The 19762-nt window shown below is 73.7% G+C and carries 1 protein-coding gene; it reads right to left on the minus strand.

The features are described 5' to 3' along the window. Positions 1-29 precede the first annotated feature (29 nt). On the minus strand, positions 30-19745 hold the full coding sequence (locus C9F11_RS04140; RefSeq protein ID WP_138957968.1) for a type I polyketide synthase: 19716 nt from the start codon (positions 19743-19745) through the stop codon (positions 30-32). Positions 19746-19762: the final 17 nt, after the last annotated feature.

Genomic DNA, 19762 nt, shown 5'->3' on the forward strand with positions numbered 1-19762 from the left:
GTCTTGCTGACGGTCCGAGAACCGGCTGGTCAGGACTTTCCGAGCTCCTCGTCGATGATGTCGAAGACGTCGTCGAGGGTCGCCGAGGTCAGATCGTCCGCCTCGGCCTCGGGCTCCTTGTCGTCCCACGTGGACAGGAGCGACCGGAGCCGGAGCCGGATGTCTCCGGCGAGTTCGTCGTCCGCGTCGAGCTTGGAGATGGTGACCGACAGTTTGTTGAGTTCGCTGAGCACTCCGGCGGCGGCCGTGCCGCCGTCGGCGAGCACCGTCGTCCGCAGGTGGGCGGCGAGCGCCGCCGGGTTCGGGTGGTCGAACACCAAGGTGGCGGGCAGGCGCGCGTCCACCTCGGCGTCGAGCCTGTTGCGCAGCTCCACTCCGGTCAGCGAGTCGAACCCGAGCTCCTTGAACGCCCGGTCGGCCTCGACGGCGTCCGGTCCCGCGAAGCCGAGCACGGCCGCGGTGTGGGTGCGTACGAGGTGCACGAGCGCCCGGTCCTGCTCCGCCTCGGTGAGCCCGGCGAGCCGCTGGGCGAGCGGCACCGTGCCGGAGCCGGAGCCGGACCGCGCGGCCCGGCGCGCGGGGGTGGGCACCAGGCCGCGCAGCATGGGCCCCACCCGCTCGGGGTGGGCCCGCAGCGCGGCCAGGTCGATCGCGGCGGGCACCGCGGTCGCGGCGCCGCTCGCGCGGGCCGCGTCGAACAGGGCCATGCCGTCCTCGGAGGACAGGGGGACCATGCCGCCCCTCGCCATCCGCTGTACGTCGGCGTCGTCGAGGTGGCCGGTGATGCCGCTGGCCTCGGCCCACAGGCCCCAGGCCAGCGAGGTCGCGGGCAGTCCGGCGGCCCTGCGGTGCTGGGCGAGCGCGTCGAGGTAGGCGTTGGCGGCCGCGTAGTTGCCCTGGCCGGGTCCGCCGAACACACCGGCGACGGCGGAGAACAGGACGAACGCCGTGAGGTCCGTCCCCAGGGTCAGCTCGTGCAGGTGGTGCGCGGCGTCGGCCTTGGGGCGCAGCACCGTGTCGACGTGCTCCGGGGTCAGGGACCCGATCACGCCGTCGTCCAGTACGCCCGCGGTGTGCACGACGGCGGTCACGGGGTGCTCGGCGAGGAGGGCGGCGACCGCGGCGCGGTCGCTCACGTCGCACGCCACCACCGCGACCCGCGCGCCGAGTTCCGCCAGCTCCCGGCGCAGTTCCTGCGCGCCGGGCGTGGCCGCGCCGCGCCTGCCGGTGAGGACCAGGTCGCGGACGCCGTGGCGGGTCACGAGGTGCCGTGCGGTCACGCCGCCGAGCACGCCGAGACCACCGGTGATCAGCACCGCGCCGTCGGAGGCGAACGCCGCCGGCTCGGGCGCGTCGGCGGGCACGGCGAGCCGGGCGAGCCTGGCCACCGTGGCGGTGCCGTTCCTGACGGCGATCTGGGGCTCCCCGGTCGCCACGGCGGCGGGCAGCCTGGTCAGGGACCTCTCGTGCTCGTCGACGTCGACGAGCACGAAGCGCGCGGGGTGCTCGGACTGTGCCGCCCGCACCAGGCCCCACACGGGGGCGCGCACCAGGTCCGGGACATCCTCGTCCGGTCCGGCCGCGACCGCGCCGCTGGTCAGCAGCACGAGCCGGGACTCGGCGAACCGGTCGTCCGCGAGCCACTGCTGGAGCAGGCCGAGGGTGCGGCCCGTCGCCTCGCGGGGCGTCGTCGCGCCCTCGCCGGGCGTCACGGCCACGCACCGGGGCACGGGCACACCGGTGTCGACGGCGGCGATGAGCTCGGCGAGGTCGCCGTACTCGTCGACGGGTTCCCCGGCCGCGGTGAGCGCGTGGGCGGGCCTGGCGGTGTCGCCGCCGAGGACCGCCCAGGTGCCGCCTTCGGGAGCGGCGTCCGGCACGGGGACCCACTTGACCTCGAACAGCGAGTCGCGGTGGGCGGACCGGGCGAGGTTGAGCTGGTCGGCCGAGAGGGGCCGCAGGCTCAGCTCGTCGACGGCGGCGACCGGCTCGCCGGTGCCGTCGGCGACGAGGACCGCCACGGCGTCCACGCCGACCGGCGTCAGCCGGACCCGCAGCGTCGTCGCGCCGGTCGCGAGGAGCCGTGCTCCGGCCCACGAGAACGGCAGGCCGTGCGCGCTCACTCCGAGTCCGACGGCGTGCAGCGCGCCGTCGAGGAGGGCCGGGTGCAGGCCGTAGCCGTCGGCGGCGACGCCGTCGGGCAGCGTCACCTCGGCGAACACCTCGTCGCCCTTGCGCCAGGCCGTGTGCAGGCCTTGGAAGGCGGGGCCGTGGTCGACGCCGGAGGCGGCGGCGACGGTGGCGCGGTGGTCGTCGAGGTCGACCGGTTCGGCCTCGCTCGGCGGCCAGGCGACGAGGTCGTCGGTGACGGGCTCCGCCCCGGCCGCGAGGGCTCCGGTGGCGTGGCGGGTCCAGTCCCCGCCTCCGTCGCCGCGGGAGTCCACGGTGAACGCCCGCCTGCCCGACGCGTCCGGCCCGTCGAGGCTCAGCCGCACCTGGACGCCGTCCCGCTCGGGCAGCACCAGGGGTGCTTCGAGGACCAGGTCGTCCAGGGACGCGCAGCCGACGTGGTCACCGGCGCGCAGCGCGAGGTCCACGTAGGCCGCGCCGGGCAGCAGCGCGGCGCCCAGGACGCGGTAGTCGGCGAGCCACGGGTGGGTGCGCAGGGAGAGCCTGCCGCTGAACACGAGGCCTTCGGAGTCCGCGAGTTCGGTGACGGCCACGAGGACGGGGTGGTCCACGTGCCCCAGGCCCGCCGAGGTCACGTCACCGGAGGCGGCGTGCGAGGCGGTGGGCCAGAAACGCTCGCGCTGGAACGGGTACGTGGGCAGGTCGACGCGCCGCGCACCGGGCAGTTCCCAGTCGACCCGGCCGCCGCGGACGAACAGGCCGCTCGCCGAGGCCAGCAGGCGGGCCGGGCCTCCGTCGCCGCGCCGCAGCGATCCGACCACCACGCCGTCGGGGCCCGCCAGTTCGCCGAGACCGGCCGCGAGCACCGGGTGCGGGCTCGCCTCGACGAAGGTCGTGAAGCCCTCAGCCACCAGGGCGGAGACGGAGTCGGCGAACTCCACCGTCTGCCGCAGGCTCCGGTACCAGTACGCGGCGTCCAGGTCCCGGGTGTCCAGCCAGCCGCCGGTGAGCGGGGAGAAGTACGGCACGTCGGCGGAGCGCGGGGCCACGTCCGCGAGGCCCGCGAGGAGGTCCGCCTCGACCCGCTCGACGTGGTGGGAGTGCGGGGCGTAGTCGGCCAGGACCCGCCGCGCCCACACGCCCTTGCCGGCGCAGTCCCGCACGAGTTCGTCGAGGGCGTCGGCGTCGCCGGAGACGACCACCGAGGCGGGGCCGTTCACGACGCCCACGGCGAGCCGCCCCTCCCAGGGTTCCAGGAGTTCCCGTACGGCGTCGACGCCGAGCGCGACCGACACCATGCCGCCGTGACCGGCGAGGACGGTCAGCGCCTTGCTGCGCACGACGGCGAGGCGCGCCGCGTCCTCCAGGGACAGGGCGCCCGCGACGCACGCCGCCGCGATCTCGCCCTGCGAGTGTCCGAGGACGGCGCTCGGTTCGACGCCCCACGACCGCCAGGCGGCGGCGAGGGACACCATGACCGCGAACAGGGCGGGCTGGACGACGTCGAGGCGTTCCATCAGCTCGGGGTCCCGGATCGCGGCGAGCAGCGACCAGTCGACGCGCTCTTCCAGCGCCCGCGCGCACTCCTCCATCCGCGCGCGGAACACCGGCGAGGAATCGAGCAGCTCCAGTGCCATGCCGACCCACTGCGAGCCGTGGCCGGGGAACACGAACACCACACCGGAACCGCGGTCTTCGGCCACACCGGTGACGACGTTCGGTGCCTCGCGGCCGTCGGCAAGGGCGCTGAGGCCGGAGAGGAACTCCTGCCGGTCCAGGCCCACCAGGACGGCCCGGTGGTCGAACGTGGAGCGGGCGCGCAGCGAGTGCGCGACGTCGGCGACCGAGACGTCCGGCTCCTGGTCGAGCCGCTCCCGGAGCCGCTTCGCCTGCTCGCGCAGTGCCTCGCCGGAGCGCGCCGACAACACCCACGGCACGACACCGTGTGCCACCGGCTCGGCGTCGTCGACGGACGTCGCCTCGGGGGCCTGCTCGATGACGGCGTGCGCGTTCGTACCACTGAACCCGAACGACGACACACCAGCCCGCCACGGCCGACCCACCACCGGCCACGCACGCTCACCCGTCAACAACTCCACCGCACCCGCCGACCAGTCCACATGCGAGGACGGCTCATCCACATGCAGCGTGCGCGGCAGCACACCATGACGCATCGCCATGACCATCTTGATGACACCCGCCACACCAGCGGCGGCCTGCGTGTGACCGATGTTCGACTTGACCGAACCGAGCAACAACGGCTGACCCGCAGGCCTGTCCTGGCCATAGGTCGCAAGCAGCGCCTGCGCCTCGATCGGGTCACCCAACTTCGTACCCGTGCCATGCGCCTCCACCGCATCCACATCGGACGGAGACAGACCCGCACTCGCCAGCGCCTGACGAATCACCCGCTGCTGCGAGGGACCATTCGGAGCCGTCAGACCATTCGACGCACCGTCCTGATTCACCGCAGAGCCACGAACGACAGCCAGAACCTCATGACCGTTGCGCTGAGCGTCCGACAGACGCTCCACGACCAACATGCCGACGCCCTCACCCCAGCCAGTGCCATCAGCACCGTCGGAGAACGCCTTGCACCGGCCGTCCACCGAAAGCCCCCGCTGACGGCTGAACTCGACGAACGCGGCGGGCGTCGACATCACCGTCACACCACCCGCGAGCGCCAACTCGCACTCGCCCGAGCGCAGCGCCTGCACGGCCAGGTGGAGCGCGACCAGGGACGACGAGCACGCCGTGTCCACCGTGACGGCCGGACCCTCGAAGCCGAAGTTGTAGGACAGGCGGCCGGACATGACGCTCGCCGCGCTGCCCGTCGCCACGTGTCCGCCCACGTCCTCGGCGGCCCCGTCGAGGACCATTCCGTAGTCCTGCACGTTCGAGCCGACGAAGACGCCCACGCGCTCGCCGCGGATGGTGTTCGGGTCGATGCCCGCCCGCTCGATCACCTCCCAGGAGGTTTCGAGGAGGAGGCGCTGCTGCGGGTCCATGGCGAGGGCCTCGCGCGGGGATATCCCGAAGAAGCCCGCGTCGAACTCCGCCACGCGGTCGAGGAAGGCGCCCCTGCGCGAGTACGTCGTGCCCACGCCCTCGGGGTCGGGGTCGTAGAGCGCCTCCAGGTCCCAGCCGCGGTCGGCCGGGAAGTCCGTCACCGCGTCCCCGCCCGCCAGGAGTACGTCCCACAGGTCCTCCGGGCTGGTCACTCCGCCGGGGAAGCGGCAGGCCATCGACACGATGGCGATCGGCTCGTCGGTCTTGCCCGCCACGACGGTGTCCCGCGCCGGGTGCGGGCCGCCGTGCGGTTCCACGACCTCCGTCAGGAGGTGCTCGGCCAGTGCCGCGGGGCTGGGGTAGTCGAAGACCACGGTCGCGGGCAGGGCCAGGCCGGACGCGACCGTCAGCCGGTTGCGCAGCTCCACGGCGGTCAGCGAGTCGAAGCCCAGCTCGCGGAAGGCCCGGTCGGGTTCGACCGCGCCGGCCGAGGCGTGCCCCAGGACGGCGGCGGCCTGCGCCACCACGAGGGCGCGCACCAGGTCCCGCTGCTTCGCCGCGTCCAGGCCGGTGAGGCTGCGGCGCAGTTCGGCGCCCTCCTCGTCCTGCTCCTGGGGCCCGGCGGGCCGGTCCGCGACCGCGGCGCGCGCCTCGGCCACGCCGTCGAGCAGCGGGCTGGGCCTGCCGATCGTGAACGCGGGGGCGAACCGCTCCCAGTCGACGTTCGCCACGACCGTGCTCGCCGTGCCGCTGCCGACCACGTCGGCGACGGCGCCCACCGCGAGCTCGGGCGGCAGCGCCTGGAGTCCGCGCCGGGACAGCTGCCGCTGCGCCTCGCCGTCGGCCATGCCGCCGCCGGCCCAGGGGCCCCAGGCCACCGCGGTCCCCGGCAGGCCGTGCGCGGTGCGGTGCTCGGCGAGCGCGTCGAGGTAGGCGTTCGCGGCGCTGTAGGCCACCTGGCCGCCGCTGCCCCACGTACCGGCGATCGAGGAGTACGACAGGAACGCGTCGAGGGGCGTGTCGGCAAGGAGTTCGTGCAGGTGCGCGGCGCCCGCCACCTTGGCGGTGACCACGTCCGCGAAGCCCGCGAGGTCGGTCTCCGCGGCGGGGACGCTGTCGTTGAGACCGGCGGTGTGTACGACGGCGCGGACCGGGTCACCGGCGGCCGCCAGGCCGTCGAGCAGGGCGGCGAGCCCGTCCCGGTCGGCGATGTCGACGGCCGCGACGGTGACGCGCGCGCCCAGCTCGACGAGCTCGGCCCGCACCTCAGCGGCGCCTTCGGCCGATTCGCCCCGGCGGCTCGCCAGGACGACGTGCTCGGCGCCGTTCGCCGCCAGCCAGCGGGCGGCCCGGGTGCCCAGGGCGCCGAGCCCGCCGGTCACCAGGACCGTGCCGCCCGGCGTCCAGCCGGAGCCCGCGGCGGCCCGTTCGGCCCGCCGGAGCCTGCGGGCGAACACTCCGGCCTCGCGCACGGCGACCTGGTCCTCCGCTCCGCCCAGCAGCCCGCACAGCCGTGCGGCCGCCCGGTCGTCCACGGTCTCGGGCAGGTCGACGAGGCCGCCCCAGCGGCCGGGGTGCTCCAGCGCCACGGTCCTGCCGAGGCCCCACACCATCGACTGCCCGAAGCCCGTGACCGTGTCGTCGGCGACGGCCGAGACCGCGCCCGAGGTCACGCACCACAGGGGCGCGGACACGTCCGCGTCACCGAGGGCCCGGACCAGCGCGAGGGTGGCCGCTACACCGTTCGGTACGGCGGGGTGGCCGGGGTGCGCCGACTCGTCGAACGCCAGCAGCGACAGGACTCCGCTGATCTCTTCTCGTGCCTCTCCTCGCGTGAGGGCGGCGCGCAGTGCGTCGGCCAGCTCCGCGCGGTCCGTCGCTCCGGTGGTGACCGTGACGAGCGCCAGGCCACAGGCCTCGAGGAGCTCGCCGAGCGCGTCGGCACGCCCGTCGTCCTGGGGCGTCACGACCAGCCACGGGCCCGAGGGAGGTGTCGTCGCCGGGTGGCCGAGGGCCTGCCAGCCGACGGTGTAACGCCACTTGTCCACCGCGGACTTCTCGCGGCTCTGGCGCCGCCACGACGACAGCAGCGGCAGCACGGTACGCAGCGAATCGCTCACGCCGTCGTCGGTGATGCCCAGGGACGACGCGAGTGCCGTCGCCTCCTCGCTGTCCACCGCGGCCCAGAACCGCGCCTCGTCCTCGTCGAGGACGGCCTCGCCCGCGCTGGGCCGGGCATCCAGCCAGTAGCGCTGGTGCTGGAAGGCGTACGTCGGCAGGTCCACGCGCCGTGCGCCGCTGCCCGCGAAGTAGGCACTCCAGTCGACCGCCACGCCCCGCGCGTGCAGCGCGCCGACCGTGGTGACGAGGGCGGCCTCCTCCGGCCGGTCACTCCGCAGCACCGGCACGAAGGCCGCGTCCGGCGCGGACTCCTGACCGAGCGCCGACAGCGTCCCGCCAGGGCCGACCTCGACGAACGTGCCCGCACCCTCGCCCGCCAGCGCGCTCACGGCGTCAGCGAACCGTACGGACTCGCGTACGTGCCGGACCCAGTACTCCGGCGACGCCAACTCCTCAGCGCTCGCCCGCGCGCCCGTGAGCGTCGACACGATCGGGATCGCGGGCGCCTCGTACGAGACTCCTTCCAGAACCGTACGGAAGTCATCGAGCATCGGGTCCATCAGCGGCGAGTGGAAAGCATGGCTGACCGTGAGCCGGGTGACCTTACGGCCCGCCGCACGCCACCGCTCGCCCACCGCCTCCGCGTCAGCGGCGACACCCGAAATCACCACCGAAGAGGGGCCGTTGACCGCCGCGATACCCACCGTCTCCGGCAGGTCCGAGGCAACCTCTTCCTCGGCGGCCTGGATCGCCACCATCGCACCACCCGACGGCAGCGCCTGCATCAGACCCGCACGCGCCGACACCACCTTCGCCGCATCCGCGAGCGACCACACACCCGATACGTGCGCGGCGGCCAACTCGCCAATGGAGTGACCCGCCAGGACGTCCGGACGTACACCCCACGACTCCAGGAGACGGAACAGCGCCACCTCGACCGCGAACAACGCAGGCTGCGTCACCCCCGTCTGGTTCAACGCCTCGACATCGTCCCCGAACAACACCTCACGCACCGACGCGTCGAACTCACCCAGCACGCCATCCAGCGCCGCGGCGAACACCGGGAACCGCTCAGCCAACTCACGCCCCATGCCCAGGCGCTGCGAGCCCTGGCCCGAGAACAAGAAGCCCACCCGGCCGGACGCATCCCCCGCACCCGTGACCACAGCGCCGCTGGCCTGGCCCTCGGCCACAGCCGTCAACGCGGCAAGGAGCTCGGACCGGTCGGCGCCGACCACCACCGCGCGGCGCTCCAGCGCCGACCGTGACGTCGCGAGCGAGTAGCCGACGTCAACGGGTGCGTGCTCGTCCACCACGGACAACAGCCGCTGGGCCTGGCCGCGCAGCGCTGCCTCGTCGCCCGCCGACAGCACCCACGGAACGAGGCCCTCGTAGGCAGGCTCCGTTGCCGGTCCCTGCTCAGTGGCCTGCACCGGGGCCTGCTCGATGACGGTGTGCGCGTTCGTACCACTGAACCCGAACGACGACACACCAGCCCGCCACGGCCGATCCACCACCGGCCACGCACGCTCACCCGTGAGCAGTTCCACAGCACCCGTGGACCAGTCCACGTGCGAGGACGGCTCATCCACGTGCAGCGTGCGCGGCAGGACGCCATGACGCATCGCCATGACCATCTTGATGACACCAGCAACACCGGCCGCGGCCTGCGTGTGACCGATGTTCGACTTGATCGAACCGAGCAACAACGGCTGGCCCTCGGGCCGGTCCTGGCCGTACGTCGCAAGCAGCGCCTGCGCCTCGATCGGGTCACCCAACTTCGTACCCGTGCCATGCGCCTCCACCGCATCCACATCGGACGGAGACAGACCCGCACTCGCCAGCGCCTGACGGATCACGCGCTGCTGCGAGGGGCCGTTGGGCGCGGTCAGGCCGTTGGACGCGCCGTCCTGGTTCACCGCTGAACCACGTACGACGGCGAGCACCTGGTGCCCGTTGCGCTGAGCGTCCGACAGGCGCTCGACCAGGAGCATGCCGACGCCCTCGCCCCAACTGGTGCCGTCGGCACTGTCGGAGAACGCCTTGCACCGGCCGTCCTGCGCGAGGCCGCGCTGGCGGCTGAACTCGATGAAGGCACCGGGCGTCGACATCACCGTCACACCACCCGCGAGCGCCAACTCGCACTCGCCCGAGCGCAGCGCCTGCACCGCCAGGTGCAGCGCCACCAGGGACGACGAGCACGCCGTGTCCACCGTGACGGCCGGACCCTCGAAACCGAACGTGTACGACAGGCGGCCCGAGGCCACGCTGGCCGCGTTGCCGGTCGCCATGTAGCCGCCCACGTCCTCGGCGGCGCCGCCCACGACGAGCCCGTAGTCCTGTGCGTTCGAGCCCACGAAGACGCCGACGCGCTCGCCGCGCAGCGACGCCGAGTCGACCCCGGCCCGCTCCAGGAGTTCCCAGGAGGTTTCGAGGAGGAGGCGCTGCTGCGGGTCCATCGCCAGGGCCTCGCGCGGCGAGATCCCGAAGAAGCCCGCGTCGAACCCGGAGACGTCCGACAGGAAGGCGCCCGACCGCAGGTACGTGGTCCCCACCGCGTCCGGGTCCGGGTCGTAGAGCGCCTCCACGTCCCAGCCACGGTCGGTCGGGAACTCCGACACGGCGTCGCCGCCCTCGGTCACCAGGCGCCACAGGTCCTCGGGCGACTCGACCCCGCCGGGGAATCGGCAGCTCATCGCGACGATCGCGATCGGGTCGTCGGTCGTGGCCGCGACGGGCCCGCCGACCGTGACGTCGAGGGCCCCGCCCAGCAGCTCGGCGCGCAGGTGTGCCGCGAGGGCGGCAGGCGTCGGGAAGTCGAAGACCAGCGTGGAGGGCAGGGCCAACTCGGTGGCCGCGTTGAGGTGGTTGCGCAGCTCGACGGAGCTGAGCGAGTCGAAGCCGAGCTCCTTGAAGGCACGTTCGGGCGCGATCGCCTGGGCGGAGCTGTGCCCGAGCACGGCGGCCACGTGGCCGAGCACCAGGTCGAGCAGGGCGTTGTCCCGCTCGGCTGCGGTGAGGCCCGCGAGGGACTGTGCGAGCGCGGAGCGGGCAGCGGCGGGTGCGGCGGTCCTGCGTGCCGTGCCGCGTACGAGGCCGCGCAGGAGGTGCGGTACCGGCTGGGTACGCGCCTGGCGGCGCAGGGCGGGGATGTCCAGCGGCATCGGAGCCACCGTGGCCCGTCCGGTGGAGCCCGCCGTGTCGAACAGGGCCAGGCCTTCCGTCGGGCCGATCGGGAGGGCGCCGCCGCTGGTGATGCGGCGTACGTCGTTCTCGTCGAGGCTGCCCGCCATGCCGTCGGCCGTGTCCCACAGGCCCCAGGCGAGGGAGGTCGCGGGCAGGCCCTGGGCACGGCGGTGCTCGGCGAGGGCGTCCAGGAAGGCGTTCGCCGCCGCGTAGTTGGCCTGGCCGGGGGTCCCGAAGACGCCCGAGGCCGAGGAGAAGAGCACGAACGCCGACAGCTCCAGACCGGAGGTCAGTTCGTGCAGGTGCCAGGCCGCGTCGGCCTTCGGCCGGAACACCGCGTCGATCCGCTCCGGCGTCAGCGAGGCGATCACACCGTCGTCCAGCACGCCCGCCGTGTGCACCACGGCAGAGACCTGGTGCCCGGCGAGCAGAGCCGCCACCGCATCCCGATCCGCGACGTCACAGGCCGCGAACATGACTTCGGCGCCCTGCGCGGTGAGTTCGTTACGCAGCTCCTCGGCACCCTCGGCCGCCGCGCCACGACGGCTCACCAGGAGCAAGCTCCCTACGCCGCGCTCCGCGACCAGGTGCCGGGCGACCAGACCGCCCAGCGTGCCCGTCGCACCGGTCACCAGGACCGTGCCCGTACCGAAGCCCGGGTCGTCCACCGCGGACTGCGCCGCCCTGACCAGGCGAGGCGCACGGGCCTCGCCGGAACGCACCGCGAACTGCGGCTCCCCCGTGGCCAGCACCGAAGGCAGCACCTCCAGCGAAGCCGCCTCATCATCCAGGTCGACCAACACGATCCGGTCGGGATTCTCCGACTGAGCCGACCGCACCAGACCCCACACCGCGGCCTGCGCCAGATCCCCCACACCCTCATCAGGAACGGTGCTCACAGCTCCCCTGGTCACGAGGACCAGACGCACCGCCGCCAACCGCTCGTCGACGAGCCACCTCTGCACCACGTTCAACGCCCAGCACGCGGCCTCACGCGCACCCACCACCGGACCGGACACGGAGTCCACCGGGCACGACAGCACAACGAAGTCCGGCAGCTCGCCATCCCGCGGCCCGGCCAACGCCTCCAGATCCGACCACTCAGTAGTCGGAACATCACCATCGAGCATCAGGGCAACCGGCGCCCAGTCGACACCGAACAACGAGTCACCGCGATCGTCCCCGGCGAACTGGTCCAGCGACACCGGTCGCAGCACCAGCGAGTCAACCGTGGCGACCGGAGCACCCGCCCCATCAGCGACCGCCAGCGACACCCCATCCGCCCCAGCGGGCGCCAACCGCACCCGCAGCACGGTCGCCCCCGCAGCGTGCAGGCGCACACCCGACCACGAGAACGGCAGCCTGCCCGCCCCATCGGCCTCACCCATCAGCCCAATGGCATGCAGCGCCGCATCAAGGAGCGCCGGATGCAGGCCAAACCCTCCTGCGTCCACGCCTTCCGGCAGTACGACCTCGGCGAACACCTCGTCGCCCTTGCGCCACACGGCCCGCAGGCCCCGGAACACCGGCCCATAGGCGAAGTCGGGGTCGGCCACGCGGTCGTAGAACCCGTCGACGTCCACGGCCTCCGCACCGGCGGGCGGCCATGCGACCAGGGCGGGCCCGGCCGAGCGGCCGCCTTCGCGCAGCACGCCCACGGCGTGCCGGGTCCAGGAGGACGCCTCCTCCACCTCGCCGGTGCTGGAGTAGAAGGTCACCTCCCGCGCGCCCGAGGCGTCCTGGGCGCCGACCGACACCTGCACGCGCACGGAACCGCCCTCCGGCAGCACCAGAGGCACTTCCAGCGTCAGCTCCTCCACCAGGTCACACCCGACCTGGTCCCCCGCACGTACCGCCAGCTCCACAAAGGCCGAACCCGGAAGCACCACCGAACCCATGACCTCGTGATCACCCAGCCACGGGTGCGACTGCACCGACAACCGGCCCGTCAGGAGCACACCATCCGTCCCGGCCAGCGCGACACTCGCACCCAGCAACGGATGCTCCGCAGCACCCAGACCCGCCGCCGACACATCCCCCACCGACGGCAGCACGTCCAGCCAGAAACGCTCCCGCTGGAACGCGTACGTCGGCAGGTCCACCAGCGGCGCCCCGCTGCCCGCGAAGAAGGCGCTCCAGTCGACCGTCACGCCCCGCGCGTGCAGCGCGCCGACCGTGGTGACGAGGGCCGTTTCCTCGGGCCTGTCGGCGCGCAGCGCGGGCAGGAACACCGCGTCGGGCGCGCTGCCGTCGCCGAGCGCGGACAGCGTTCCCCCCGGGCCGACCTCGACGAACGTGCCCACGCCCTCGCCCGCCAACGTGCCCACGGCATCGGCGAACCGCACCGACTCCCGTACGTGCCGGACCCAGTACTCCGGCGAGGCGAGGTCCTCAGCGCTCGCCCGCGCACCGGTCAGCGTCGACACGAGCGGAATCTCGGGCTCGCCGAACGACACTGCCTCCAGCACCTGTCGGAAGCCGTCCAGCATCGGGTCCATCAGCGGCGAGTGGAACGCGTGGCTGACCCGCAGCCGAGTCACCTTCCGACCCTCCGCACGCCACTGCTCCGCCACTACCTCAACATCAGCGGCGACACCCGAAATCACCACGGAGGAGGGCCCGTTGACCGCCGCGACACCCACCGTCTCCGGCAGGTGCGCAGCGACCTCTTCCTCGGTCGCCTGGATCGCCACCATCGCACCGCCTGCGGGCAGCGCCTGCATCAGACCCGCACGCGCAGACACCACCTTCACCGCGTCCGCCAGCGACCACACACCCGACACGTGCGCGGCAGCAAGCTCACCGATCGAGTGACCCGCCAGCATGTCGGGGCGCACACCCCACGACTCAAGAAGACGGAACAGCGCCACCTCGACCGCGAACAACGCAGGCTGCGTCACCCCCGTCTGGTTCAACGCCTCGACGTCCTCGCCGAACAGCACCTCACGCACCGACGCGTCGAACTCACCCAGCACGCCATCCAGCGCCTCCGCGAACACGGGGAACCGCTCAGCCAACTCACGCCCCATGCCCAGGCGTTGCGACCCCTGGCCCGAGAACAGGAACCCCACCCGGCCGGGCTCATCAGCCACGCCGGTGGCCACCGCGCCGCCGGCCCGCCCCTCGGCCACGGCCTCCAAGGCAGCAAGCAGCTCCGGCGAGTCGGCGCCGACCACCACCGCGCGGTGCTCCAGCGCCGCCCGCGAGAACACCAGCGCGCGGCCCACGTCCGCCGCCGACAGCTCAGCCGACGCCTCCACAAAGGACTTCAGCCGCGCGGCCTGCTCCCGCAGGGCTACCGGGCTCTTGGCCGACAACACCCACGGCACCACCGCACCCTCGGACAGCGACTCCGAGGCCTCCTCATGCTCCGCCACAGGGGCCTGCTCGATGACGGTGTGTGCGTTCGTACCACTGAACCCGAACGACGACACACCAGCCCGCCACGGCCGATCCACCACCGGCCACGCACGCTCACCCGTGAGCAGTTCCACCGCACCCGCCGACCAGTCCACATGCGAGGACGGCTCATCCACGTGCAGCGTGCGCGGCAGAACGCCATGACGCATCGCCATGACCATCTTGATGACACCCGCCACACCGGCCGCGGCCTGCGTGTGACCGATGTTCGACTTGACCGAACCGAGCAACAACGGCTGACCCGCAGGCCGGTCCTGGCCGTACGTCGCAAGCAGCGCCTGCGCCTCAATCGGGTCACCCAACTTCGTACCCGTGCCATGCGCCTCCACCGCATCCACATCGGACGGAGACAGACCCGCACTCGCCAGCGCCTGACGAATCACCCGCTGCTGCGACGGACCATTCGGAGCCGTCAGACCATTCGACGCACCGTCCTGATTCACCGCAGAACCGCGTACGACGGCGAGCACCTGGTGACCGTTGCGCTGCGCGTCCGACAGACGCTCCACCACCAACATGCCGACGCCCTCACCCCAGCCAGTGCCATCAGCACCGTCGGAGAACGCCTTGCAGCGGCCGTCCACCGAAAGTCCCCGCTGACGGCTGAACTCGACGAACGCGGCGGGCGTCGACATCACCGTCACGCCGCCCGCGAGTGCGAGCTCGCACTCGCCCGAGCGCAGCGCCTGCACCGCCAGGTGCAGCGCCACCAGGGACGACGAGCACGCCGTGTCCACCGTGACGGCCGGACCCTCGAAACCGAACGTGTAGGAGAGGCGGCCGGAGATGACGCTCGCCGCGCTGCCGGTGCCCAGGTAGCCCTCGACGGTCTCCGGCGCGGCCATCATCAGCGTCGTGTAGTCCTGGCCGTTGGTGCCGACGAAGACACCGGACCGGCTGCCCCGCAGTGCGTTCGGGTCGATGCCCGCGCGTTCGAAGGCCTCCCAGGAGGTTTCGAGGAGGAGGCGCTGCTGCGGGTCCATGGCGAGGGCCTCGCGCGGGGATATCCCGAAGAAGTCCGCGTCGAAGTCCGCGACGCGGTCGAGGAAGGCGCCCCTGCGGGAGTACGACGTACCGACACCGGCGGTGTCCGGGTCGGGGGCGTAGAGCCCCTCCAGGTCCCAGCCGCGGTCGGCCGGGAACTCCGTGACCGCGTCCTCGCCCGCCAGGAGTGCGTCCCACAGGCCTTCCGGGCTGCTCACGCCGCCGGGGAACCGGCAGGCCATCGCCACGATCGCGATCGGCTCGTCGGTCGCCCCGGAGACGGCGAGGGGCGCGGCGGCCGCGGGGGCCGCACCGGACAGTTCGGTCCGCAGGTGGGCGGCCAGGGCGGCGGCCGTCGGGTAGTCGAAGACCACGGACGCGGGCAGGGCGAGACCGGTCGCCTCGCCGAGCCGGGCGCGCAGCTCCACCGCCGTGAGGGAGTCGAAGCCCAGCTCCCTGAAGGCACGCGTCGGTGAGAAGGCGTCGCCGGAGACGTGCCCGAGCACGGTCGCGGCCTCGTAGCGGACCAGCTCGGTCAGCTGCCGCTCCTGCTCGGCCTCGGTCAGGCCCGCCAGGCGCCGGGCGAGCGCCGAGGTGCCCTCGTGCTCCGCGGGGGCCGCGTCGAACACGGCGCGGGCCTGCGGCAGTTCGCGCAGGAGCGGGCTGGGCCGCTGTGCCGTGAAGGTGTCCGCGAACCGGGCCCAGTCGACGTCGGCGATGGTGATCTGCCCCTCGCCGTGGTCCAGGGCGGTGCCGAGACCGGCGAGGGCCGCGTCGGGGGCCATGATGGCGAGGCCCGCGCGCCGGAGGTGTCCGGCCTGCCCCGAGTCCGCGACCATGCCGCCGCCGCCCCAGGGCCCCCACGCGACGGCGGTGGCGGGCAGGCCCGCCGCCCTGCGGTGGGCGGCGAGGGCGTCCAGGTAGGCGTTGGCCGCGCCGTAGGCGGCCTGGCCGCCGCTGCCCCACACTCCGGCGATGGACGAGAACAGCACGAACGCGTCCAGCGGCTCGTCGGCCAGCAGTTCGTGCAGGATCCTCGCGCTGTCGGCCTTGGCCGCCAGTACGTCGGCGAACGCGGTGAGGTCGTCCGGGTCGAGGTCGGCGAGCGCGGCCGGGTGCTCGACGCCCGCCGTGTGGACGACGGCGGTGAGCGAGGGGACGCGCTCCAGGAGCGCCGCGACGGCGTCCCTGTCCGCCGCGTCGCAGGCGGCGATGGTGACGCGCGCGCCGAGGCCGACGAGTTCGGCCTCCAGCTCGGCCGCGCCCTCGGCCGCCGCGCCGCGGCGGCTCACCAGGACGAGGTGCTCGGCCCCGCGCTCCGCCAGCCAGCGCGCCACACGGCCGCCCAGGGCGCCGGTGCCGCCGGTGACCAGGACGGTGCCGCGCGGCGACCAGCCGTCGCCGGGAGCGTCGCCCAGGGGTGCGGGCAGCAGCCTGCGGCCGAGCAGCTGCCCGCCGCGCACGGCGAGCTGGTCCTCACCGGTCGTCCCGGTGAGGGCCGACGCGAGGAGGTCCCCGGTCGTCTCGTCCCGCGCCTCGGGCAGGTCGATCAGGCCGCCCCAGCGTCCGGGGTGCTCCAGCGCGGCCACCCGGCCCAGGCCCCACAGGGTCGACTGGGCGAACCCGGCCACCTCGTCGCTGTCGGCGGCCGCCACCGCGCCCGAGGTCACGCACCACAGCGGCGCGGGCACGTCCGCGTCACCGAGCGCCCGCAACAGGCCGATGGTGGCCGCGACGCCCGCGGGCACGGTCGGCCCGTCCGCGGCGGCGAGCCCCAGCAGCGAGACCACTCCGTCGGGAGCGGGCGCGCCGCCGAGCCGCTCCGCCCAGTCGGCCGCCGCCGGGTCCACGTACAGGACGTGCGCCGCGGCGCCGTTCCGGGTCAGCGCGTCGCCGACCCACTCGGCGCGGCTCTCCCCGGCCGGAGCCACGACCAGCCAGGTGCCGTCGAGCCGCCGGGGTCCGGCGGCGACCGGCCGCCAGTCGATCCGGTACCGCCAGGCGTCGGCGGTGGAGCGGTTCCGCTGCTTGCTGCGCCAGGCGGAGAGGCGGGGAAGCACCGCGCTCAGCGGGTCGTCGGACGACACGCCCAGCGTCCAGGCGAGGTCGGCGGGGTCGCCTTCCTCCACGGCCTCCCAGAACTTCGCCTCGGCCGGGGACATCCGCTCGACGGCCTCGTCGGCGGCCGGGGCGTCCAGCCAGTAGTGCTCCCGCTGGAACGCGTACGTCGGCAGGTCCACCCGCCGGGCGCCGCTGCCGTCGAAGCAGGCGGCCAGGTCCACCGCGGCACCGCGCACGTGCAACTGGCCCACGGCGGTGGTCAGCGCGACGAGTTCGGGGCGGTCGCCGCGCAGGGCGGGCACGAAGGCGGCCTCAGGGGCGGCGGACTGTCCGAGACCGGACAGCACGCCACCGGGACCGACCTCCAGGAAGACGTCCACGCCCTGCTCACGCAGCGCCGTGACCGCGCCGTGGAACCGTACGGACTCCCGTACGTGGCGGACCCAGTACTCCGGCGACGCCAGCTCCTCAGCGCTCGCCCGCGCGCCCGTGAGCGTCGACACGATCGGGATCGCGGGCGCCTCGTACGACACGCTCTCCAGCACCCGGCGGAACTCATCGAGCATCGGATCCATCAGCGGCGAGTGGAACGCATGACTGACCTTGAGCCGGGTGACCTTACGGCCCGCCGCACGCCACCGCTCACCCACCGCCTCCGCAGCGGCGGCGACACCCGAAATCACCACCGAAGAGGGCCCATTGACCGCCGCGATACCCACCGTCTCCGGCAGGTCCGCAGCGACCTCTTCCTCGGTCGCCTGGATCGCCACCATCGCACCGCCTGCGGGCAGCGCCTGCATCAGCCCCGCACGAGCCGACACCACCTTCGCCGCATCCGCCAGCGACCACACACCCGATACGTGCGCGGCAGCAAGCTCACCGATCGAGTGACCCGCCAGGACGTCCGGACGTACACCCCACGACTCAAGAAGACGGAACAGCGCCACCTCGACCGCGAACAACGCGGGCTGCGTCACCCCGGTCTGGTTCAACGCCTCGGCGTCCTCGCCGAACAGCACCTCACGCACCGACGCGTCGAACTCACCCAGCACGGCATCCAGCGCCTCCGCGAACACCGGGAACTGCTGGGCCAGTTCACGGCCCATGCCGAGGCGCTGCGACCCCTGGCCCGAGAACAGGAAGCCCAGCCGGTGGGGCTCCGCCTCGCCGACCACGACGCCGGGGGCGCCGCGGCCCTCGGCGAGCGCGGTCAGCCGGTCCGTGGTGGTGGTCGGGTCCTCGGCCAGCACCACGGCGCGGTGTTCGAACGCCGTCCGTGTCGTGGCCAGCGAGAAGCCGACGCCCACCGGGTCGAATCCGGCGGCTCCCGTCACGGTGGACAGCAGGCGCTGGGCCTGGGCGCGCAGGGCGTCGGGGGTGCGGCCCGACAGCGCCCACGGCACGACGGGCGCGGCGGGCAGATCGGCGGCCGGGGGCACCGGCTCCGCGGCGGGCGGCTCCTCCAGGATGACGTGGGCGTTCGTGCCGCTGACGCCGAACGAGGACACACCGGCGCGGCGCGGTTCGCCGGCCTCCGGCCACGGCTGCCGCTCGGTGAGGAGCGCCACGGTGCCCGCGGACCAGTCGACGTGGCTGCTCGGCTCGTCGATGTGCAGGGTGCGCGGAAGCACGCCGTGCCGCATCGCGAGGACCATCTTGATGATGCCGCCGACACCTGCGGCGGCCTGGGCGTGGCCGATGTTCGACTTCAGCGAACCCAGCCACAGGGGCCGGTCATCGGGCCGGTCCTGGCCGTACGTGGCGATGAGGGCCTGGGCCTCGATGGGGTCGCCGAGCGTGGTGCCCGTGCCGTGGGCCTCGACCGCGTCGACCTGCTCCGGGGTGAGCCGCGCGTTCGCCAGGGCCTGGGTGATGACCGCCTGCTGGGACGGTCCGTTGGGGGCCGTCAGGCCGTGGGACGCGCCGTCCTGGTTCACCGCGGAGCCGCGGACCACCGCGAGGACGGGGTGGCCGTTGCGGCGGGCGTCGGAAAGGCGCTCGACGAGGAGCATGCCGACGCCCTCGCCCCAGCCGGTGCCGTCGGCGCTGTCGGAGAACGCCTTGCACCGGCCGTCCCGGGCGAGTCCGCGCTGGCGGCTGAAGTCGACGAACGTGCGCGGCGTGGACATGAACGTGGCGCCGCCCGCGAGCGCGAGGGAGCACTCCTCGCGGCGCAGGGCCACCATCGCCAGGTGCAGGGCCACGAGGGACGACGAGCACGCCGTGTCGACCGTCACCGCGGGTCCCACGAGGCCGAGGGTGTAGGCGATGCGGCCGGAGGCGATGCTGCCCGCGCTGCCGTTGGCGAGGAAGCCCTCGAACCCTTCGGGTGCCTGCGGGAGGCGCGCCGCGTAGTCGTTGTACATCACGCCCGCGAACACGCCGGTCCGGGTGTCCCTGGCCTGCTCGGGGTCGATGCCCGCGCGTTCGAAGGCCTCCCAGGAGGTTTCGAGGAGGAGGCGCTGCTGCGGGTCCATCGCCAGGGCCTCGCGCGGGCTGATCCCGAAGAACGCCGGGTCGAAGCCGGTGGCGCCCTGGAGGAAGCCGCCGTGCCGGGTGATCGAGGTGCCCGCGTGGTCGGGGTCGGGGTCGTAGAGCGCCTCGACGTCCCAGCCGCGGTCGGCCGGGAACTCCACCACGGCGTCCCCGTCGTCGGCGAGCAGCCGCCACAGGTCCTCGGGCGACTCGACGCCGCCGGGGTAGCGGCAGCTCATGCCGATGATGGCGATCGGCTCGCTGTCGCGCTCCTCGACCTCGCGCAGGCGCCTGCGTGCGCTGCGCAGGTCGGTGGTGGCCCGCTTGAGGTAGTCGCGGAGCTTGTCCTCGTTCTCCATCTGGCGTGTGCTCCTTA

It is taken from the genome of Streptomyces sp. YIM 121038 (assembly GCF_006088715.1).
GTDB lineage: Bacteria > Actinomycetota > Actinomycetes > Streptomycetales > Streptomycetaceae > Streptomyces.